This window comes from Pseudomonas syringae group sp. 247E2 (assembly GCF_032587795.1).
Classification (GTDB): domain Bacteria; phylum Pseudomonadota; class Gammaproteobacteria; order Pseudomonadales; family Pseudomonadaceae; genus Aquipseudomonas; species Aquipseudomonas amygdali.
Genome location: NZ_JAWHPK010000023.1, coordinates 101,154 through 121,382 on the forward strand (window position 1 = coordinate 101,154; position 20,229 = coordinate 121,382).

A 20,229-nucleotide genomic window follows, 5' to 3' on the forward strand; every position below is an offset into this window, starting at 1 on the left:
TCATGGAAAATAATCAGCCGATTATCATCAAGCGCGTAAAGCGCTTTGGTGGCGGACATCACGGCGGTGCCTGGAAAATCGCGTTTGCCGACTTCGCGACGGCGATGATGGCGTTCTTCCTGGTGCTGTGGCTGATGTCTTCCGCCACGCCCGAACAGTTGCTCGCGGTGGCCGGTTACTTCAAGGACCCGGTCGGTTTTTCGGACAGCGGTTCGCCGTATGTGATCGACCTGGGCGGCTCGCCCGAGATGTCGCCGAATCAGACGCTGAACCCTGAGGTCAAGACCACGCCGTCACCTGACACCGTGCCCCTTGAGGCCGAGACTTCCGAGACCAAAGCTGAAGAGGTCGAGCAGGAGCGTCTGGAGATGCTGTTGCAAGAGCTGCAGAACAAGGTCGAGGAAAATCCGCAACTGCAGAAATTCAAGGACCAGATTCTGTTCGAGATCACCCAGGACGGTTTGCGTATCCAGATCATGGACGCTGACAACCGGCCGATGTTCGACTCGGGCAGCGCACGTCTCAAGCCTTATTTCGAAGACATCCTGCTGGCGATGGCTGACACCATCAAGAGCGTGCCGAACAAGATCAGTATCAGCGGTCATACCGATGCGACACCTTTTGTAGGCAACGGCGGATTCGGTAACTGGGAACTGTCGGCCAACCGCGCCAACGCTGCACGTCGTGCGCTGGTGGCCGGTACCTATCCGGACTCACAGGTGGCCAGAGTGGTGGGTTATGCCTCGTCAGCTCTTTATGATCACGAGAACCCGACCAATCCGGTCAACCGCCGCATCGACATTGTGGTTTTGACCAAAAAGGCTCAGCAGCGTATCGAAGGCGACCAGAACTCCGGTGGTGCGCCTCAGTCCAAACCTGCGCCCGCCGCTCCTGCTACTCCCGCTACTCCCGCTGCTCCGGGGGCTTCGACCGGGGCACCGCCAGACCCACAGGCATACGCCCAGCCTCACGAGATCCGGCAGAAGCTGAATATCTTTGACGATGGCAAGTTGCGGGTCGAGCCAGCCCAGAACTGAGCTGCAACCGATACAGAAACGCCGCGATCATCGCGGCGTTTTTGCGTGTTGCGTTCGGTGCTCAGTAACTGTCTTGCGGCAGGCTGGCAATGATCGAACGGTAGCTGTTCATGCGCTGTTGCTGCACGCGGCCATCTTCAAGCCCCTTGAGCAGGGCGCAGCCCGGTTCGCGGTCATGCTTGCAGTCGCGAAAGCGGCACGTGCCGATCAGGTCGTTGAATTCGATGAAGCCAGCTTCTACGTCTGCACGGCTGACATGCCCCAGGCCGAATTCGCGGATACCCGGTGAGTCGATCAGATCGCCGCCACGCGGAAAGTGGAACAGGCGGGCGGTTGTGGTGGTGTGTGTGCCCTGGCCGGAGACTTCGGACAACGGGCCGACCCGGGTATCCGTTTCCGGCAGCAGGCTGTTGACCAACGAAGACTTGCCGACGCCGGACTGGCCAACGAACACACTGATGTGGCCATCAAGCTGGCTTTGCAGTGTCTGCATGCCATCGCCATGATGCGCCGACACTTCCAGCACCGGGTAACCCAGTGTGCGGTAGACCGCCAGCAACGCATTGAGCGCGGGCGCGTTCTGTTCGTCGATCAGGTCAGCCTTGTTGAGCAGCAGCAGCGGACGAATCCCGGCATGCTCGGCGGCCACCAGATAGCGGTCAATCAGGTTGGCATGTGGCTCGGGCATGGGCGCGAACACGATCACGATCAGATCGACGTTGGCAGCCACAGGCTTGAGCTGGCCACGTGAGTCCGGGCGGCGCAGTTCGGTGGTGCGGGGCAGTTGCGCAACGATGACGCCAATGCCCTGATTGCCGGCGCGCCATACAACGCGATCACCCGTGACCAGTGCCGGCAGGTTGGCGCGCAAGTGGCAGCGAAATACCTGACCGCTTGCTTCGCCTTCCTGAGCCTCGACTTCGACCTGAACACCGAAGTGAGCAATTACAAGGCCGGTCTGTTCGGGGCCGAGGTCGCCGCCTTCCAGTGTTTCAAGCGTAGCGGACTCGCGTTTTGCCGCGCGGGCAGCACGCTCGCCCTGAATTTTTTCGATGCGCCAGTTCTGACGACGATTGAGTTGGCGTTTGGCCATGGGTGTTCCGATGTGATGTAACCGATGAATTAGGCAGTACGATTGATCGGCAGGAGTCTAGCACGGCAGGGTGAGCTAAACTGCGCGCCTACGCTGAGGAGTCGACACATGCAGAACAAGCAGAACCTGATCTGGATCGATCTGGAAATGACCGGTCTGGACCCTGATACCGATGTCATCATCGAAATGGCCACGATCATCACCGATAGCGAGCTGAACACCCTGGCCGAAGGCCCGGTGATCGCTGTGCATCAGAGCGACGAGACGCTGGCGAAAATGGACGAGTGGAACACCCGCCAGCACGGTGGCTCGGGCCTGACCCAGCGAGTACGCGAAAGCACCATCAGCATGGCTGAAGCCGAGGCGCAGACCCTTGAGTTCATCAAGCTGTGGGTGCCGGAGCGCAGTTCGCCGATCTGCGGCAACAGCATCTGCCAGGATCGCCGCTTCCTGTATCGCCACATGCCGACGCTGGAAAACTGGTTCCACTACCGCAATCTGGATGTCTCGACCCTCAAGGAACTGGCGGCGCGCTGGTCCCCCGAGCTGAAATTCAAGAAAGGCAGCACCCACCTGGCGCTCGATGACATCCGCGAGTCGATTGCCGAGCTGCGCTTTTATCGTGAGCACTTCATCAAGCCTTGATCAAGACTCGCGCGTGCAGTGAATAATCTTCGCTGCACTCTTTCAGTGCGTTGGTCGGCTGGTTAGACTGCGCGCCTTTGTCGCAGAGTCCCCGCCATGTTGCTGATGCTTTATCTGATTGCCATCACTGCTGAAGCCATGACTGGCGCGCTGTCTGCGGGCCGTCGAGGAATGGACTGGTTCGGCGTGGTGCTGATCGCTTGCGTCACAGCCCTGGGCGGTGGCTCGGTGCGCGATGTGCTGATCGGCCATTACCCGCTGACCTGGGTCAAGCACCCGGAATACCTCATATTGACCAGTGTGGCAGCGTTGGTAACGATCTTTATCGCGCCATTGATGCGCCACCTGCGCTCGTTGTTTCTGGTGCTGGATGCGCTGGGGCTGGTGGCCTTCACCCTGATCGGCTGCATGACCGCGCTGGAAGCCGGGCATGGTCTGGTGATCGCGTCAGTGTGCGGTGTCATCACCGGGGTCTTCGGTGGCATCCTGCGCGACATCTTCTGCAACGACATTCCGCTGATCTTCCGTCGCGAACTGTATGCCAGCGTTTCATTTCTGGCCGCGTGGTGTTTTTTGCTGTGCCAGTACCTGCAACTGCCGGATGAACAGGCCGTGCTCATCACCTTGTTCGGCGGCCTGCTGCTGCGCCTGCTGGCGATCCGATTCCGCTGGGAAATGCCCAAGTTCGTCTATAAAGACGAGCCCTGAAGAGGGCGCAGAACGCCCGGAGCTGCATGCCCATACGCAGCACTCTGCTTCATTCACATCCTGAGATGCCCGCAGAGTGGGCTTCTGCCCGAAGGGCGTGGGAGCTTCAGGAGGTCACGACGGCTGCGATGGGCTGCGAAGCGGCCCTTAAACCTGCTGACTCTGTTGTGTCTGATGCACCAAGGCGACCGTTTTTGCTGCCGGTTCCCGACAGTTCGCAGACAAGTCCGCTCCCATGCAAGTTAAGCGTCGCCCGGCCCGCTCAGACGCGTTAGCCCTCTGCGTCTGCCACCCCATGCCTCTGCAGCGCCCATTCCACATGCTCCCTGACCAATTCCGAGGGATAGTCGCGCCGTAAGTGCAGGGCTTCGATCACCGGGATGGTGGAGGGCGCGTTGCCCAGTCCGACAGCCAGGTTGCGTAGCCAGCGTTCGTACCCGGCGCGGCGCAGGGGCGAGCCTTCTGTACTACTGAGGAATTTGTCTTCATCCCATAAAAAAAGCTCGGCCAGCCCAGCGTTGTCCAGGTTATGGCGCGGCTGAAAGTCGCTCTGGTCGGTTGGTCGTGCAAAGCGGTTCCACGGGCAGACAATCTGGCAGTCGTCGCAACCGAACACCCGATTGCCGATCAAGGGCCGCAGCTCTTCTGGAATCGCGGTCTTGAGCTCGATGGTCAGGTAGGAAATGCAGCGCCGTGCGTCCAGCACATAAGGCCCGACAAAGGCCGCCGTCGGGCAGATGTCCAGGCAGGCCGTGCAGCGCCCGCAATGTTCCGTCGCATGCGGCGCATCCACCGGTAGCGGGATGTCGACAAACAGCTCGCCGAGAAAGAAAAAGCTGCCCGCCTTGCGGTTGAGCACCAGCGTGTTCTTGCCGATCCAGCCGAGCCCGGCCTGTTCGGCAATGGCCTTTTCCAGCACTGGCGCGCTGTCCACGAACGCCCGAAAACCAAACGGCCCGATGGCCTGCTGAATGCGCTCGGCCAGTTGCTGCAAGCGCTTGCGGATCAACTTGTGATAGTCACGGCCCAGGGCGTAGCGTGACACATAGGCTTTTTCCGGTTCTGTCAGGCGCTGGGCCATCTCGGTGTCGCCGGGCAGATAGTCCATGCGCAGCGACACCACGCGCAACGTTCCCGGCACCAGCTCGTCCGGATGGGAACGTTTGCTGCCGTGGGCTGCCATATAGTCCATTTCGCCGTGATAGCCTGCATCGAGCCAGCGTTGCAGGTGCTGCTCGTGCTCTGCCAGGTCCAGACCGCTGACCCCCACTTCCTGAAAGCCCAGCTCACGCCCCCATGCCTTGATTGAGACGGCAAGGGCGGCGAGATCATCGGAAGTGGGAAGTACAGCAGTAATAGCGGACATGCGCAGAGAGAAACCGGGGCCAAGGTGCGTATAATTCTGCCAGACATCGGAGCCTATAGACGCATGTTCGACACGAAACCTCATTTACCCGACGCGCTGTACAGCGCTGCGCAGGTCCGCGACCTCGATGCACGGCTGATTGCTGCCGGTACGCCAGGCCTGGAATTGATGCTGCGCGCTGCCCAGGCGCTATGGCGGACGATACTCCGACGCTGGCCGCAGGCCAATGAACTGACCGTGTTGGCCGGGCGTGGCAACAACGCCGGTGACGGGTATCTGGTGGCCGCGCTGGCGCACAAGGCAGGCTGGCAAGTCAGGGTGCTGGCTGTCGGCGACCCGGCTGCATTGACCGGTGATGCCGCTTCGGCGCACGCGGCAGCTTCCGGCATCGACACTCAGGCATGGGCCGGACAACCGCTGAGCGGCGTGGTGCTGGATGCCTTGCTCGGCACCGGGCTCAACGGCGAAGTGCGCGAGCCCTATGTTTCGGCCATCAAGGCGATCAATGCCAGCGGCCTGCCGGTCGCCGCCGTGGACATCCCGTCGGGCTTGAGTGCAGACACCGGCCAAGCGCTGGGCGTGGCGGTGCGTGCCGATGTGACCGTTACCTTCATAGGCCTCAAACTGGGCTTGTTGACGGGCGATGCGGCGGACCTGGTGGGCGAGCTGGTGTTTGATGATTTACGCGCCGACCCTGCGCTGGTTGCGCAGGTGCCGGTCAGCGCGAAGCGTCTGAGCGCATCCAGTCTGCCGACGCTGGCACCGCGTCCGCGTACTGCTCATAAAGGCATGTTCGGCCGAGTGCTGGTCATCGGTGGCGATCACGGTTTTGGCGGTGCTGCCTTGCTCAGCGCCGAAAGCGCCTTGCGCAGCGGGGCGGGCATGCTGACGCTGGCGACCCGCGCCGAACATATTCCGGCCGCCCTGACGCGCATGCCGGAAATCATGAGTGCGGCCATTCGCTCGGCTAACCAGTTGATGGCGTTGATCGAGCCGGCCAGCGTATTGGTGGTCGGGCCCGGCCTGGGGCAGGCGTCCTGGGGGCGCAGCCTGCTGTCGGCTGCTGCCAACGCCGAGCGGCCCCAAGTGTGGGATGCCGATGCTCTGAATATGCTGGCCGCCGGTCTGGTGAGTCTGCCCAAAGGCTGCGTCATCACCCCGCATCCGGGAGAGGCCGCGCGTTTGCTGGGCGTTGGCATCAAGGACGTTCAGGCTGACCGGGCCGCTGCTGTGCGGGCGCTGGCGCGTAAGTTCGATACGGTCTGTGTGCTTAAGGGCTCCGGCAGCCTGATCGCCGATGCGAGCGGGCAACTGGCGTTGTGCGACCGTGGTCATCCGGCCATGGCCACCGCCGGACTGGGTGACGTGTTGGCCGGGTTGATCGGTGCGCTGCTGGCGCAGCATCTAACGCCATTCGATGCGGCCTGTCTGGCGGTGTGGCTGCACGCAAGCGCCGGTCAGAAAGTCGGTGAATACGGTCGCGGGCTGGCGGCCAGCGATATTATTCCTGCCATTCGTCAGTTATTGGAGGAGCTGCAACCGTGTCTGATTTAACGCTGCATGTGGTTGGCGAAGAGGCAATGATGAATTTTGGTGCACGCCTGGCAACGGTTACCGAAGGCGTGGGCGTCATCTTTCTCGATGGCGATCTTGGCGCTGGAAAAACAACTCTTTCGCGGGGAATGATTCGCGGGTTCGGGCATGCCGGGGCTGTCAAGAGTCCTACTTTCACGCTGGTCGAGCCCTACGAAATAGGTGCCATACGGGTCTTTCACTTTGACCTGTATCGTCTGGTCGATCCCGAAGAACTCGAGTACATGGGGGTGCGTGATTACTTCGACGGCGATGCACTTTGTCTGATTGAATGGCCCCAGCGTGGTGCAGGCTTTTTGCCAAAGCCTGACCTGACCATTACCATTGGCCCGCACGGAGAAGGTCGGTCCGTGATATTGAGCCCGCTGGGCTCGCGTGGCGAACGCTGGTGTGCCACTTTGGCTTTGGAATTCAAATAGATATGGGGTTAGGTATGCGCATGCGCGCGCTGGTTACTGTAGTTGGTCTGCTGCTGATGGCCCTGGCTGTCGAGGCGGTTGCCGCTACGCAAGTAAAAAGTGTCCGCTTATGGCGAGCACCGGACAACACACGTCTGGTATTCGACCTGTCCGGGCCTGTCCAGCACAGCGTATTCACCCTGACTTCGCCTGATCGTCTGGTGATCGATATCAATGGCGCGACACTCGGTGGTCCGCTGAATGTATCGACAGCCAATACGCCGATCAACAGCATGCGCTCTGCCCAGCGCACGCCGACAGATCTGCGCGTGGTCATCGACCTGAAAAAGGCGGTGACGCCCAAAAGCTTCACGCTTGCGCCGAACCAGCAGTACGGCAACCGTCTGGTGGTCGACCTGTTCGATAACGCCGCCGATGCCAACCCGACACCGGTTATCCCGGATACCGCCGCCAATACCGCGCCCGCTGTCCCGGTCAGCCCGGCCAAGCCTGAAATCAAGCTGACCCCGGTGCCCAACGGCAAGCGCGACATTGTCGTGGTGATCGATGCCGGGCACGGCGGTGAAGACCCGGGTGCCTCGGGCGGTGCCGGGCAGAAAGAGAAAAACGTGGTGCTGTCGATCGCCAAGGAGCTGCAGCGCCAGGTCAATGCCGAGAAAGGCTATCGCGCTGAACTGACGCGGACCGGCGACTACTTTATTCCGTTGCGCAAACGTACCGAGATCGCCCGCTCCAAGGGGGCCGACCTGTTTGTGTCCATTCACGCCGACGCTGCGCCGTCCACCGCGGCGTTTGGCGCTTCGGTGTTCGCCTTGTCTGATCGCGGTGCGACCTCCGAAACCGCACGCTGGCTGGCGGACAGTGAAAACCGTTCCGACCTGATCGGTGGTGCCGGTGCAGTAAGCCTTGATGACAAGGACCGCATGCTCGCCGGGGTGTTGCTGGACTTGTCCATGACCGCTTCGCTGTCTTCGAGCCTGAACGTCGGCCAGAAGGTGCTGAGCAATATTGGCCGCGTCACCTCGTTGCACAAATCGCGCGTCGAGCAGGCAGGTTTCATGGTGCTCAAATCGCCGGATATCCCGTCGATTCTGGTGGAAACCGGCTTTATCTCCAACGCCAACGAAGCCAACAAGCTGAGTTCTGCGTCGCACCAGCAGGCGTTGGCGCGTTCGATCAATTCCGGGGTGAAGCAGTTCTTCCAGCAGAACCCGCCACAGGGCACTTATATTGCCTGGCTGCGTGACAACGGCAAGCTGGCTCAAGGGCCACGCAACCATGTGGTCCGCTCCGGCGAAACCCTGGCCATGCTCGCGGCGCGCTATGACATGAACATTGCCACGCTGCGCAGCGCCAACAATCTGAAAACCGATGAATTGAAGATTGGCCAGGATCTGCGAATTCCGAGTTCCGAGGTGGCGACTCAGCAATGACCGATCTTCTGCTCGACGGCACCGAAGCCGATAACGCTCAGACTGTCCTGAACGCTGCGCGCATCGAATTGCTAAGCCCGCGTCTGGCCAACCAGATTGCGGCTGGCGAAGTCGTCGAGCGTCCAGCGTCGGTTATCAAGGAGCTGCTGGAAAACAGCCTTGATTCCGGCGCGCGGCGTATTGATGTCGATGTAGAGCAGGCCGGTATCAAGCTGTTGAAAGTGCGTGACGACGGTGGCGGTATTTCCTCGGATGACCTGCCACTGGCGCTGGCGCGACATGCCACCAGCAAGATTCGCGATCTGGAGGACCTCGAGCGCGTCATGAGCCTAGGGTTTCGCGGCGAGGCCCTGGCTTCAATCAGCTCCGTGGCGCGCCTGACGCTGACCTCGCGCACCCGCGACGCCGATCAGGCCTGGCAGGTGGAGACCGAAGGCCGTGACATGGCTCCGCGCGTCCAGCCAGCAGCGCATCCGGTAGGCACCTCCGTTGAAGTGCGCGATCTGTTCTTCAACACGCCTGCCCGGCGCAAGTTTCTCAAGGCCGAAAAAACCGAATTCGATCACCTGCAGGAAGTCATCAAGCGCATGGCGCTGGCACGTTTCGACGTGGCCTTCCATTTGCGTCACAACGGCAAGACCGTGCTGAGCCTGCATGAAGCGCATGACGACACTTCCAGAGCACGACGTGTCTCGGCGATCTGCGGGCCGGGCTTCCTGGAGCAGGCGCTGCCTATCGAGATCGAACGCAACGGCCTTCATCTGTGGGGCTGGGTAGGGCTGCCGACATTTTCGCGCAGCCAGGCCGACCTGCAATATTTCTTCGTAAACGGGCGTGCGGTGCGCGACAAACTGGTCGCTCATGCGGTGCGTCAGGCGTATCGCGACGTGTTGTTCAATGGCCGTCACCCCACGTTCGTGCTGTTTTTCGAGGTCGACCCGGCTGCTGTAGACGTCAACGTTCACCCGACCAAGCATGAAGTACGCTTTCGCGACGGGCGCATGGTGCATGACTTCCTTTATGGCACCCTGCACCGTGCATTGGGTGATGTGCGCCCGGAAAACCAGCTGGGCGGCAGCGTACCGGTCGCCGTCGAGCCTCGGCCTACCGGGCCTGAGGCCGGTGAGTTCGGGCCGCAGGGTGAAATGCGTCTGGCCAATAACGTGCTGGAACAGCCGCAGGGCGAGCCTTTTGCCCGACCTGCTGCCGGTGGCGGCGCTGGCAGCGGTTATCAGTATCAATATACGCCTCGGCCCACCTCTGGCGTGCCGGTGGCCGAAGCGCAAAGCGCCTACCGTGAATTCTTCGCACCGCTGCCCAGCACCGCGCCCTCGTCGCTGCCGGAGTCGCCCGGCGATATCCCGCCGCTGGGTTATGCGCTGGCGCAGCTCAAAGGTATCTACATCCTCGCTGAAAACGCTCACGGGCTGGTGCTGGTGGACATGCACGCCGCCCACGAGCGAATCATGTACGAGCGCCTGAAAATAGCGATGGCCAATGAAGGCCTGAGTGGTCAGCCATTGCTGGTGCCCGAATCTCTCGCGGTCAGCCAGCGTGAAGCGGACTGCGCCGAAGAACATATCGCGACGTTTCAGCGCCTGGGCTTCGAGCTGCAGCGGCTTGGCCCGGAAACCCTGGCGATCCGCCAGATCCCTGCGTTGCTCAAGCAGGCCGAGGCCAATCGGCTGGTCAGCGATGTGCTGGCGGATCTGATGGAGTACGGCACCAGCGACCGGGTGCAGGCACACATGAACGAGTTGCTCGGGACCATGGCCTGTCACGGCGCGATTCGCGCCAATCGGCGGCTGGCCATCCCGGAAATGAACGGCCTGTTGCGTGACATGGAAAACACCGAGCGCAGCGGGCAATGTAACCACGGTCGTCCTACCTGGACCCAGATGGGTCTCAATGACCTGGATAAATTATTCCTGCGCGGTCAATGAATGAATGCTTTACCTCCGGCCATCTTTCTCATGGGGCCTACCGCAGCAGGCAAGACCGACCTTGCGATAGAACTGAGCAAAGTGCTGCCTTGCGAGCTGATCAGCGTCGATTCGGCGTTGGTCTATCGCGGCATGGACATCGGCACCGCCAAGCCTTCAAAAGCACAGCTGGCTGAATATCCACACCGTCTGATCGACATCCTCGACCCAGCGCAAAGCTACTCGGCAGCCGATTTTCGCAGTGACGCCCTGGCGGCCATGGCGGAAATTACCGCGCGCGGAAATATTCCTTTGCTGGTCGGCGGCACTATGTTGTATTTCAAGGCTCTATTGCACGGGCTGGCGGATATGCCGGCTGCGGATGCGCAGGTAAGGGCACAGCTTGAAGCTGATGCACAGGCCTATGGCTGGCGGTCATTGCACGATCAATTGGCGGTGGTCGACCCCGTTTCGGCGGCGCGCATTCACCCCAATGATCCGCAACGACTGATCAGGGCGCTCGAGGTGTATCGGGTCAGCGGAATGAGCATGACGGCACACCGCGAGCAACAAACTGCGCAAAGTACCGAAGCGGCGGCATCAGGGCGTCAGCAATTGCCCTATACTGTCGCGAACCTTGCCATCGCTCCGGCTGATCGCAAGGTGCTGCACCAACGCATCGCGCTACGTTTTGAGCAAATGCTGGATCAGGGGTTTCTGGACGAAGTACTGGCATTGCGCTCAAGAGGCGACCTGCATTCCGGGTTGCCCTCGATAAGAGCCGTCGGTTATCGCCAGGTCTGGGATCACCTGGATGGGAAGCTGACGCGGGATGAAATGCAGGAGCGCGGCATTATTGCAACGCGCCAGTTGGCCAAAAGGCAGTTCACCTGGCTACGCAGCTGGGAGGATTTGCACTGGCTGGACAGTCTGGCCAGCGACAATCTGTCGCGCGCCTTGAAATACCTGGGATCGGTCTCCATATTGAGCTGAGTCCCTGCAATAGCCGTCTATCCTTGGGGGGTGGCCGGTAAGCCAATCGAATTCGATTTATTATTTATTGATCCTTAAAGGAGTGCGGCACATGTCAAAAGGGCATTCGCTACAAGACCCTTACTTGAATACCTTGCGAAAAGAGAAGGTCGGGGTATCGATCTACCTGGTCAACGGTATCAAGCTGCAGGGCACGATCGAGTCTTTCGACCAGTTCGTCATTTTGCTGAAGAATACTGTCAGCCAGATGGTCTACAAACACGCCATTTCCACCGTCGTACCGGTTCGCCCGATTCGCCTTCCCAGCGCTACCGACGCTGACGGCGCAGACGCCGAGCCAGGTAACGCCTGATAGGAGTCTGCCTTGTTCTTTGAGCGCCACAGTGGTGGTGAACGTGCAATTCTCGTTCATCTGGATGGTCAGGACCCTGAGGCGCGCGAAGATCCGCAGGAGTTTCAGGAGCTGGCCATATCGGCCGGTGCCGATACCGTTGCGTTTATCAACGTGCCGCGTCATCGGCCATCGGCCAAATACCTGATTGGCTCTGGCAAGGTCGAGGAGCTTCGCGACCAGGTCAAGGCCGAACAGGCTGATCTCGTTATCTTCAATCACACCCTCACGCCCAGTCAGGAACGTAACCTCGAACGCGTTTTCGAGTGCCGCGTGCTTGATCGTACGGGTCTGATCCTCGATATCTTTGCGCAGCGTGCACGTACCCACGAAGGCAAGCTTCAGGTCGAACTGGCCCAGCTTGAGCATATGAGTACGCGTCTGGTCCGTGGCTGGACTCACCTTGAGCGTCAGAAAGGTGGTATCGGCCTGCGCGGCCCAGGCGAAACCCAGCTCGAAACCGACCGACGTCTTCTGCGGGTTCGCCTGCGGCAGATCAAGGGGCGGCTGGAGAAGGTTCGCAGCCAGCGCGATCAGGCACGTCGTGGACGCCGTCGCGCCGATATCCCTTCGGTTTCTCTGGTGGGGTATACCAACGCCGGTAAATCGACCCTTTTCAACTCGGTGACCGATTCGGATGTGTTTGCGGCGGACCAGCTGTTCGCCACGCTCGATCCGACCTTGCGTCGTCTGCAGCTCGATGATCTGGGCCCTATCGTGCTGGCCGATACCGTAGGCTTCATTCGCCATCTGCCGCACAAACTGGTAGAAGCCTTTCGAGCGACGCTTGAAGAGTCGAGCAACTCCGATTTACTGCTGCATGTGATCGACTCCCACGAGCCTGACCGCATGTCGCAGATCGAGCAGGTCATGGCCGTGCTCGGTGAGATCGGTGCCGAGGGCTTGCCGATCCTTGAGGTCTATAACAAACTCGATCTGCTTGAAGGCGTGGAGCCTCAGATACAGCGGGATGCCGATGGCAAGCCGCAGCGTGTCTGGGTGTCTGCCCGCGATGGTCGAGGGCTGGATCTGCTCAAGCAGGCCATCGCCGAACTGCTCGGCGACGACCTGTTTGTCGGTACGCTGCTTTTGCCTCAGAGTCTTGCCCGGCTGCGTGCCCAGTTTTTCGAATTGGGTGCGGTGCAGAGCGAAACGCATGACGAGGAAGGTGCCAGCGTGTTGGCCGTACGACTGCCGCGCGTTGAACTCAATCGACTGGTGAGTCGCGAAGGATTGCAGCCGCTGGAGTTCATCGAGCAACACACTTTGCAATAAAAGCACGAGAAAGCCGTTGTACGGCTTTCGCGAGCATTCTGTAGCATTGGTCGGCGCGCCGCGGGCGCGTCTTTGCTTTATCAGATGGAGAGCGCTATGGCTTGGAATGAGCCGGGTGGCAACTCGAATAATCAAGATCCCTGGGGTGGCAAACGCCGTGGCGGCGACCGCAAGGGACCACCTGATCTCGACGAGGCCTTCCGTAAGCTGCAGGAAAGCCTGAAGGGGTTGTTCGGCGGCGGTAACAAACGCGGCAGCGATGGCGGCGGCAGTGGTGGCGGTTCAGGCAAGGGCGGTGGCTTTGGCTTGCTCGGTATCGGCCTGGTCGTGCTCGTCGCTTTCTGGCTCTACAGCGCTATCTATGTTGTTGACGAGCAAGAGCAGGCTGTCGTGCTGCGTTTCGGTCAATACCACGAAACCGTAGGGCCGGGTCTCAACATCTACTTCCCGCCGTTCGATCGCAAGTACATGGAAAACGTGACTCGCGAGCGTGCCTACAGCAAGCAGGGCCAGATGCTCACCGAAGACGAGAACATCGTCGAAGTGCCGCTGACCGTGCAATACAAGATCAGCAACCTGCAGGACTTCGTCCTGAACGTCGATCAGCCTGAAATCAGCCTGCAGCACGCCACTGAAAGTGCGCTGCGCCATGTCGTGGGTTCCACGGCAATGGATCAGGTGCTGACTGAAGGTCGTGAACTGATGGCCAGCGAAATCAAGGAGCGTCTGCAACGCTTCCTCGATACCTACCGCACCGGCATCACCGTCACTCAGGTGAACGTACAGAGCGCCGCGGCACCGCGTGAAGTGCAGGAAGCGTTCGATGACGTGATCCGCGCTCGTGAAGACGAGCAGCGTGCACGCAATCAGGCCGAAAGCTATGCCAATGGCGTGATTCCGGAAGCCCGTGGTCAGGCTCAGCGCATCCTTGAGGATGCCAACGGCTACCGCGATGAAGTGGTTTCGCGCGCCAAGGGTGAGGCGGATCGCTTTACCAAACTGGTTGCCGAGTACCGCAAGGCTCCTGAAGTTACCCGCCAGCGTCTGTATCTGGACACCATGCAGGAAGTCTTCAGCAACACCAGCAAGGTGCTCGTGACCGGCGACAAGGGGCAGAACAATCTGCTTTATCTGCCGCTCGACAAGATGATCGAGAGCAGCCGCAGCAGTAACGGCAATGGCTCCAATTCAGGTACGCCATCGCAGTCGGCTAATGATGCTGCCGCTGCCGCCGCCGCTGCCCGGGCGAATGAGGCTCAGCAGCGTGGTGAAGTACGTACCAGGGAGACTCGCTGATGAGTAACAAATCACTGATCACCCTTATTGTCGGCGTGGTACTGGCAGTCATCGCCTGGAACAGCTTTTACATAGTGTCCCAGACCGAGCGCGCGGTTCTGCTGCAATTCGGTCGTGTGGTCCAGGCGGACGTTCAGCCGGGTCTGCATGTGAAGGTTCCTTATGTGAACCAGGTGCGCAAGTTCGACGGTCGTTTGCTGACCCTCGATGCACCGACCCAGCGTTTCCTGACGCTGGAAAAGAAAGCGGTCATGGTCGATGCCTACGCCAAGTGGCGTGTGAAGGACGCGGAGCGTTTCTACACCGCGACTTCCGGCCTCAAGCAGATTGCCGACGAGCGTCTTTCGCGTCGTCTGGAGTCGGGCCTGCGTGACCAGTTCGGCAAGCGTACCCTGCACGAAGTCGTGTCGGGTGAGCGTGATGCGCTGATGGCTGATATCACCGGTTCGCTGAACCGCATGGCCGAGAAAGAGCTGGGTATCGAAGTTGTCGATGTCCGGGTCAAGGCCATCGACCTGCCGAAGGAAGTGAATCGCAGCGTTTTCGAGCGTATGAGCACCGAGCGTGAGCGTGAAGCTCGCGAGCACCGTGCCAAGGGTAACGAGCTGGCTGAAGGCATTCGTGCCGACGCCGATCGTCAGCGTCGTGTGTTGCTGGCAGAAGCCTATCGCGAGTCGGAAGAAGCGCGTGGTGATGGTGATGCCCAGGCTGCCGCGATCTACTCCAAGGCATATGGTCAGGACCAGGAGTTCTACGCGTTTTATCGCAGCCTGCGCGCCTACCGTGAAAGCTTTGCGAACAAGAGCGACGTGATGGTGCTCGATCCGAACAGCGAATTCTTTCGCTATCTGGAAAAAGCCAAGCCGTAATTAATCACCCGCCGGGCGGCAAAACCGCCCGGTGGGGTGAACGTACGGTGAAACGTGTGTATCATGCGGCAGCCGGGAAATTCCCGGCTTTTTTGCGTCTGCACGATTGATTGGCCGTATCTGAATCAGAGCACGGCAAGATTTTTCGAGGAAAGTGGTCTGCAAGACCTGTCTCGGGCATTTGTCGTGCCCGTCATACAGCGCACCACTTTCTGCTTCACTCAAGGCTGGCCTGTAGGCTGGCCGCCTGGATCACAGGGGAATGGCGTAATGGCAACGGTCGACCGCTGGCTGCTACCAGATGGCATCGAAGAAGTACTGCCACCGGAAGCGGCGCGCATTGAAGTAGCGCGCCGTCAGGTGTTGGATCTGTTTCAGAGCTGGGGCTATGAGTTTGTCGTCACCCCGCATATCGAGTATCTCGAATCCCTGCTGACTGGCGCGGGTTCGGATCTGGACCTGCGCACCTTCAAGGTTATCGACCCGCAATCGGGCCGGCAGATGGGCTTTCGCGCCGACATCACGCCGCAGGTTGCACGCATCGATGCTCACACCCTCAAGCGTGAAGGCCCGAGCCGTCTGTGCTATGCAGGCAGCGTTCTGCACGCCCAGCCGCGCGCACTGTCCTCCTCGCGCAGCCCCATTCAACTGGGCGCCGAGCTGTACGGCGATGCCAGCCCGAGCAGTGACGTCGAAGTCATCAGTCTGATGCTGGCCATGCTGCAACTGGCCGATGTGCCGGATGTGCACATGGACCTTGGGCATGTCGGCATCTACCGTGGTCTGGCGCGTGCCGCTGGCCTGTCGGGAGAAGTCGAGCAGCAGTTGTTCGATGCACTGCAGCGCAAGGCCATTGATGAAGTGGTTGCCCTGACCGCCGATCTCCCGCAAGAGCTCGCAACAATGCTGCGCGCGCTGGTTGATCTGTGTGGTGGACGTGAGGTGCTGGACGCGGCGCGTGATCGTCTGGCTGGCGCACCTGCGCCGGTGCTGGCCGCGCTGGACGACTTGCTGGCAATAGCCGAGCGTCTGGCTGCGCGTTTCCCGCAGTTGCCGCTGTACTTCGATCTCGGCGAGCTGCGTGGCTATCACTACCACACCGGTGTGGTGTTTGCGGTGTTCGTGCCGGGCGTGGGCCAGTCGATCGCGCAGGGCGGTCGTTACGATGACATCGGCGCCGACTTCGGCCGCGCCCGTCCGGCGACCGGCTTTTCCACCGACCTGAAAACCCTGGTAACCCTGGGGCAGGCAGAAATCGTCTTACCGTCTGGTGGCATCTGGGTGCCGGACAGTACGGATGCGGCACTCTGGCAGATGGTTTGCCAGTTGCGCAGTGAAGGTCAGCGTGTGGTTCAGGCTTTGCCTGGGCAGCAGGCGAGCGCCGCGCGTGAAGCCGACTGTGACCGGCAATTGATTCAGCATGGCGAGCACTGGCAGGTAATGCCGCTGGCTTCTTGAGTATTCCTGCCGGCCGCCGCCGGCACCAAGTTTGCGTGAATGAGGACAAGTGTTATGGGTAAGAATGTCGTAGTCCTGGGCACTCAATGGGGTGATGAGGGCAAAGGCAAGATCGTTGATCTGCTGACCGAACATGCTACCGCCGTAGTTCGCTATCAGGGTGGCCACAACGCTGGTCACACACTGGTGATCGACGGTGAGAAAACCGTATTGCACCTGATTCCGTCCGGTGTACTGCGCGAAGGCGTGCAGTGCCTGATCGGTAACGGTGTAGTGGTTGCTCCCGACGCGCTCCTGCGCGAAATCATCAAGCTGGAAGAGAAAGGCATTCCGGTGCGTGAGCGTCTGCGCATCAGCCCGTCCTGCCCGCTGATCCTGTCGTACCATGTTGCACTGGACCAGGCGCGTGAAAAAGCCCGCGGCGAATTCAAGATCGGCACCACCGGTCGTGGTATCGGCCCGGCTTACGAAGACAAGGTTGCGCGTCGCGGTCTGCGCATTGGCGACCTGTTCCATCGCGAACGCTTCGCGGCCAAGCTGGGCGAGCTGCTCGACTACCACAACTTCGTGCTGGTCAATTACTACAAAGAGCCTGCCATCGACTTCCAGAAGACACTCGACGAGTGCATGGAATATGCCGATCTGCTCAAGCCGCTGATGCTCGACGTCACCGCTGCGCTGCATGAAATGCGTCGCGACGGCAAGGACATCATGTTCGAAGGTGCCCAGGGTTCGTTGCTGGACATCGACCACGGTACTTATCCGTACGTCACCAGCTCCAACACCACTGCTGGCGGTATCGCTACCGGTTCGGGTTTTGGTCCGATGTACCTGGATTACATTCTGGGCATCACCAAGGCCTACACCACGCGTGTGGGTTCGGGTCCGTTCCCGACCGAGCTGTTCGACGATGTCGGTGCTTTCCTGGCCAAGCGTGGCCACGAGTTCGGCGCTACCACCGGTCGCGCTCGTCGTTGCGGCTGGTTCGATTCCGTCATCCTGCGTCGCGCCATCGAAATCAACAGCATCTCGGGCCTGTGCCTGACCAAGCTGGACGTGCTTGACGGTCTTGAGACCATCAACATCTGCGTCGGCTACGAGAACGAAGAAGGCGCGGTCATCGACGCACCTACTGACGCCGACAGCTACCTGGGTCTGCGTCCGGTCTACGAGCAGATGCCTGGCTGGAGCGAATCCACGCTGGGTGCCAAGACCCTGGAAGAGTTGCCTGCAGCCGCTCGCGCCTACATCAAGCGCGTCGAAGAGCTGGTTGGCGCGCCTATCGATATCATTTCGACCGGTCCTGACCGTAACGAAACCATCGTGCTGCGTCACCCGTTCGGCTAATACTTCGCCGCGCTGTATCAAGAGGGCCGCGTTTGCGGCCCTTTTTGTTTTCAGCGTCCGCAGGATTCGAGCGCGGCAAAAGTGAGACTTGTGTCACGGCACGGCGCTTGCTACAAAGATGACAGAAAAGTGCCATCATTTTAATGGCGCTGAGGGTGGAGGGATTCTCCTGTGTCTGCTGTCTTATCTCTATTGCAAAGCCGTCTGCTGCGCCCGGTCTTCATTGCCCTGGGCATTGCCCTTTTGGTGCAGGTCATCGTGGCGGTTGCTCTTACCCGGAGCACAGTCACAGCGCTTGAGGCTGACCTTGCCAATCGCCTTGGGGTAGATTCGCAACATCTTTCCTCCGAGCTGGAGCTGGCGAGTAGCGAAGTGACGTCGAGCCTCGACTCGCTTTCAGCCAGTACGCGTCAGCGCTTGAGCGTCGGACTTTCTACCCGCCTAAAGGAAGAGCAGGCCCAACTGCGTGCCACGCTGGAAAAAGACCTGAGAGAGTCCGCCACTGACATGGCCGAGCTACTGGCTGCGGTTGCCCCGCGCGCCATGTGGGACAACGACACGCCAACCCTTTCCGAATTTGCCCGACGCGCCCAGCGCAATCCCAACGTGTTGTTTGTGGTCTATGACGACGCCGCAGGTGAGCACCTTACGAGGTACATGAACCGCGATAACCCGCTGGTCAAGGCGCTGCTGGCCAAGGGTGAAGGCGAGCGGGCGATGGACAAGATCCTCAATGCCGCGAAAAACGACCCGTCGGTGTATTACGTCGAGGCCTCTATCAGCCCTAACGGTGTCGAGATCGGCAAGGTGCGCATGGGAGTGTCGACGGCAACGGTCGAGGAAAATCTTGCTGCGCTGGACAAGCGTTTCGCCACCCTGATAACCAGTGGCGAGCAACTGGTTTCCGACAGCCTTGCCAGTGCCTCCAAAGACAGTTCGACCGCCTTGCGCACGCGCTTGCAATCCGCTCAGACGGCGGGTGCTGCAATGACCACCAATACACGTGTTGCGGTTCAGGAAGCCGCCGAAACCTTGCGCTGGCGGATCGGCATGGGGCTGGCGCTGGTCGGCCTGGGCGTACTGCTGTTACTGGCGGTGGTGCTCGGGCGTCGAGTCGTCAGCAAGCTGCATCTGCTGATCGCTGCGCTCAATGATCTGGCGGCGGGTGAGGGCGACCTGACCAAGCGCGTCAAGCTGGACAGTAATGACGAAATCGGCGACATGTCGGCGGCGGTCAATCGCTTCATCGACAAGTTGCAGCCTATCGTTCGTGAGGCGGGCGAGGTGGCGCAGCGCACCGGGCAGGAAATCGGCGTGATGAGCCAGCGCAACGCCGGCGCCGATGCTGCAGCCGAACTGCAGCGAGACGAAGTGGCGGCCAGCCTCAAGGCGCTGGAGCAGATGGCCGATGAGGCGCAGTCGGAAAGCCAGGCGATGCAGGCAGCCCTGCGTCAAGTGGTCGATATCAAGCAGGCGACCGATGAAAACACCCGCACGTCCAATCAGGTCGGCGGTTTGATCGAGGCGCTGGCCGGGCAGGTCGAAACCGGTGCGCAGGTCATCGAGCGTCTGGCGCAGCAAAGCCAGCAGATTGAGGTTGTGCTGGAAGTTATTCACGGCATTGCCGAACAAACCAATCTGCTCGCACTCAACGCAGCCATCGAAGCGGCGCGCGCGGGTGAAACGGGCAGGGGCTTCGCCGTGGTAGCAGACGAGGTGCGTGCGCTGGCCAGCAAGACACAAAGCTCGACGGGCGATATCCAGGAACACATCATCGCCTTGCAGCGCGGTGCGAAAGAGGCGGTCGCTGCCATCGGCATCGCTGGCCGACAGGCCAAGGAAGGGTTGGAGGTATTACGTGACAGCGCCAAACGCCAGCAGACCGTGCAGGCGTCCGTCGAGCAGGTGCATGCGGCCATTGGGCTGGCGACTCAGGCTGCCGTTCATCAGGCTGAAGGTGCGCAGGTCGTTCGCGGCCGGGTGGAGGTGATTCACGCACAGGCCGAGAAAGCCGCAAAAGCGGTGGTTGAGACGACTGCTAGCGGCAAAGTGCTAAACGGGCTGGCTGCGCAGTTGAAGGCGAGCCTGGGGCAATTCAGGGCTTGAGGCTTTCGTAGGGCGCCACCTAATGTGGCGCTGTACACACGCAGGGCCATAACACTTTCAGACCCCTGAAAGCACAAAACCGAGCCAGTGGCTCGGTTTTGTTTGAATTGGTGCCCAGAAGAAGACTCGAACTTCCACGACCTTGCGGTCACCAGCACCTGAAGCTGGCGTGTCTACCAATTTCACCATCTGGGCAGCATCAGCAGCGTCTCCGCCGTTGATGGGGCGCACTATACGGTGATCATTTTGCTCTGTAAACCCCTGTTTTGATTTAATAA

17 protein-coding genes and 1 tRNA gene are annotated in these 20,229 nt (G+C 60.4%); 15 read left to right on the forward strand and 3 right to left on the reverse strand.

The window, feature by feature from the left end; all coding sequences use genetic code 11:
* Positions 1–2 precede the first annotated feature (2 nt).
* A complete protein-coding gene (gene motB / locus RYC18_RS19510; protein ID WP_057454440.1) occupies positions 3–1,037 on the forward strand; it encodes a flagellar motor protein MotB in 1,035 nt (344 codons plus the stop codon).
* Positions 1,038–1,098: 61 nt separating this feature from the next.
* On the opposite strand, the gene rsgA is transcribed toward motB, so the two are convergent.
* On the reverse strand, positions 1,099–2,130 hold the full coding sequence (gene rsgA / locus RYC18_RS19515) for a small ribosomal subunit biogenesis GTPase RsgA (protein WP_002551811.1): 1,032 nt from the start codon (positions 2,128–2,130) through the stop codon (positions 1,099–1,101).
* A 108-nt stretch (positions 2,131–2,238) separates the two neighbouring features.
* Between rsgA and orn the strand changes: the two genes are divergently transcribed.
* Positions 2,239–2,775 (forward strand): oligoribonuclease, encoded by a 537-nt coding sequence (orn, locus tag RYC18_RS19520; protein ID WP_002551812.1) that lies wholly within the window; start codon positions 2,239–2,241, stop codon positions 2,773–2,775.
* Positions 2,776–2,871: 96 nt separating this feature from the next.
* Positions 2,872–3,483 (forward strand): trimeric intracellular cation channel family protein, encoded by a 612-nt coding sequence (locus tag RYC18_RS19525; protein ID WP_005742997.1) that lies wholly within the window; start codon positions 2,872–2,874, stop codon positions 3,481–3,483.
* Between the two features lie 271 nt (positions 3,484–3,754).
* Here the strand turns inward: RYC18_RS19525 and queG are convergent, their stop codons facing one another.
* Positions 3,755–4,849 (reverse strand): tRNA epoxyqueuosine(34) reductase QueG, encoded by a 1,095-nt coding sequence (queG, locus tag RYC18_RS19530; protein WP_005742996.1) that lies wholly within the window; start codon positions 4,847–4,849, stop codon positions 3,755–3,757.
* Between the two features lie 63 nt (positions 4,850–4,912).
* Here queG and RYC18_RS19535 point away from each other — a divergent pair, with 63 nt between their 5' ends.
* The 12 genes from RYC18_RS19535 (at position 4,913) to RYC18_RS19590 (ending at position 19,951) form a co-directional block, all read left to right on the forward strand.
* On the forward strand, positions 4,913–6,403 hold the full coding sequence (locus RYC18_RS19535) for a bifunctional ADP-dependent NAD(P)H-hydrate dehydratase/NAD(P)H-hydrate epimerase (protein ID WP_005742995.1): 1,491 nt from the start codon (positions 4,913–4,915) through the stop codon (positions 6,401–6,403).
* A gap of 29 nt (positions 6,404–6,432) precedes the next feature.
* On the forward strand, positions 6,433–6,861 hold the full coding sequence (gene tsaE / locus RYC18_RS19540) for a tRNA (adenosine(37)-N6)-threonylcarbamoyltransferase complex ATPase subunit type 1 TsaE (RefSeq protein WP_371913330.1): 429 nt from the start codon (positions 6,433–6,435) through the stop codon (positions 6,859–6,861).
* A gap of 2 nt (positions 6,862–6,863) precedes the next feature.
* Positions 6,864–8,294, forward strand: coding sequence for an N-acetylmuramoyl-L-alanine amidase (locus RYC18_RS19545; RefSeq protein ID WP_200729733.1), 1,431 nt, complete (start codon positions 6,864–6,866; stop codon positions 8,292–8,294).
* Positions 8,291–10,237 (forward strand): DNA mismatch repair endonuclease MutL, encoded by a 1,947-nt coding sequence (mutL, locus tag RYC18_RS19550; protein ID WP_005742991.1) that lies wholly within the window; start codon positions 8,291–8,293, stop codon positions 10,235–10,237. The genes RYC18_RS19545 and mutL overlap by 4 nt, the downstream gene beginning before the upstream one ends.
* Positions 10,238–11,209, forward strand: a complete 972-nt coding sequence (gene miaA, locus RYC18_RS19555) for a tRNA (adenosine(37)-N6)-dimethylallyltransferase MiaA (RefSeq protein WP_005742990.1) — start codon at positions 10,238–10,240, stop codon at positions 11,207–11,209.
* Positions 11,210–11,300: 91 nt separating this feature from the next.
* A complete protein-coding gene (hfq, locus tag RYC18_RS19560) occupies positions 11,301–11,561 on the forward strand; it encodes an RNA chaperone Hfq (protein WP_002551819.1) in 261 nt (86 codons plus the stop codon).
* Between the two features lie 12 nt (positions 11,562–11,573).
* Positions 11,574–12,875: a ribosome rescue GTPase HflX gene (gene hflX, locus RYC18_RS19565; RefSeq protein WP_002551820.1), complete on the forward strand. Its 1,302-nt coding sequence runs from the start codon at positions 11,574–11,576 to the stop codon at positions 12,873–12,875.
* 96 nt (positions 12,876–12,971) lie between these two features.
* Positions 12,972–14,171 (forward strand): FtsH protease activity modulator HflK, encoded by a 1,200-nt coding sequence (hflK, locus tag RYC18_RS19570; protein WP_002551821.1) that lies wholly within the window; start codon positions 12,972–12,974, stop codon positions 14,169–14,171.
* Positions 14,171–15,040 (forward strand): protease modulator HflC, encoded by an 870-nt coding sequence (hflC, locus tag RYC18_RS19575; protein ID WP_002551822.1) that lies wholly within the window; start codon positions 14,171–14,173, stop codon positions 15,038–15,040. Before hflK ends, hflC begins: the two co-directional genes overlap by 1 nt.
* A 270-nt stretch (positions 15,041–15,310) precedes the next feature.
* A complete protein-coding gene (locus tag RYC18_RS19580; RefSeq protein WP_005778895.1) occupies positions 15,311–16,498 on the forward strand; it encodes an ATP phosphoribosyltransferase regulatory subunit in 1,188 nt (395 codons plus the stop codon).
* A 54-nt stretch (positions 16,499–16,552) separates the two neighbouring features.
* A complete protein-coding gene (locus tag RYC18_RS19585) occupies positions 16,553–17,845 on the forward strand; it encodes an adenylosuccinate synthase (RefSeq protein WP_005742987.1) in 1,293 nt (430 codons plus the stop codon).
* A 171-nt stretch (positions 17,846–18,016) separates the two neighbouring features.
* The gene (locus tag RYC18_RS19590) at positions 18,017–19,951 is read left to right on the forward strand and encodes a methyl-accepting chemotaxis protein (RefSeq protein WP_316886625.1); all 1,935 of its coding nucleotides are present in this window, start codon (positions 18,017–18,019) and stop codon (positions 19,949–19,951) included.
* Positions 19,952–20,059: 108 nt separating this feature from the next.
* On the opposite strand, the gene RYC18_RS19595 is transcribed toward RYC18_RS19590, so the two are convergent.
* Positions 20,060–20,146 (reverse strand) — tRNA-Leu (locus RYC18_RS19595).
* Between the last annotated feature and the right edge of the window lie 83 nt (positions 20,147–20,229).

What these genes read in the sequence shown, in the direction of transcription:
- mutL (WP_005742991.1), top strand. Translation starts at nt 8,291, where the DNA reads ATGACCGATCTTCTGCTCGACGGCACCGAAGCCGATAACGCTCAGACT.
- RYC18_RS19535 (WP_005742995.1), top strand. Translation starts at nt 4,913, where the DNA reads ATGTTCGACACGAAACCTCATTTACCCGACGCGCTGTACAGCGCTGCG.
- rsgA (WP_002551811.1), bottom strand. Translation starts at nt 2,130, where the DNA reads ATGGCCAAACGCCAACTCAATCGTCGTCAGAACTGGCGCATCGAAAAA.
- RYC18_RS19580 (WP_005778895.1), top strand. Translation starts at nt 15,311, where the DNA reads ATGGCAACGGTCGACCGCTGGCTGCTACCAGATGGCATCGAAGAAGTA.
- RYC18_RS19585 (WP_005742987.1), top strand. Translation starts at nt 16,553, where the DNA reads ATGGGTAAGAATGTCGTAGTCCTGGGCACTCAATGGGGTGATGAGGGC.
- hflK (WP_002551821.1), top strand. Translation starts at nt 12,972, where the DNA reads ATGGCTTGGAATGAGCCGGGTGGCAACTCGAATAATCAAGATCCCTGG.
- RYC18_RS19525 (WP_005742997.1), top strand. Translation starts at nt 2,872, where the DNA reads ATGTTGCTGATGCTTTATCTGATTGCCATCACTGCTGAAGCCATGACT.
- RYC18_RS19545 (WP_200729733.1), top strand. Translation starts at nt 6,864, where the DNA reads ATGGGGTTAGGTATGCGCATGCGCGCGCTGGTTACTGTAGTTGGTCTG.
- orn (WP_002551812.1), top strand. Translation starts at nt 2,239, where the DNA reads ATGCAGAACAAGCAGAACCTGATCTGGATCGATCTGGAAATGACCGGT.
- hflC (WP_002551822.1), top strand. Translation starts at nt 14,171, where the DNA reads ATGAGTAACAAATCACTGATCACCCTTATTGTCGGCGTGGTACTGGCA.
- queG (WP_005742996.1), bottom strand. Translation starts at nt 4,849, where the DNA reads ATGTCCGCTATTACTGCTGTACTTCCCACTTCCGATGATCTCGCCGCC.
- motB (WP_057454440.1), top strand. Translation starts at nt 3, where the DNA reads ATGGAAAATAATCAGCCGATTATCATCAAGCGCGTAAAGCGCTTTGGT.
- miaA (WP_005742990.1), top strand. Translation starts at nt 10,238, where the DNA reads ATGAATGCTTTACCTCCGGCCATCTTTCTCATGGGGCCTACCGCAGCA.
- hfq (WP_002551819.1), top strand. Translation starts at nt 11,301, where the DNA reads ATGTCAAAAGGGCATTCGCTACAAGACCCTTACTTGAATACCTTGCGA.
- tsaE (WP_371913330.1), top strand. Translation starts at nt 6,433, where the DNA reads ATGAATTTTGGTGCACGCCTGGCAACGGTTACCGAAGGCGTGGGCGTC.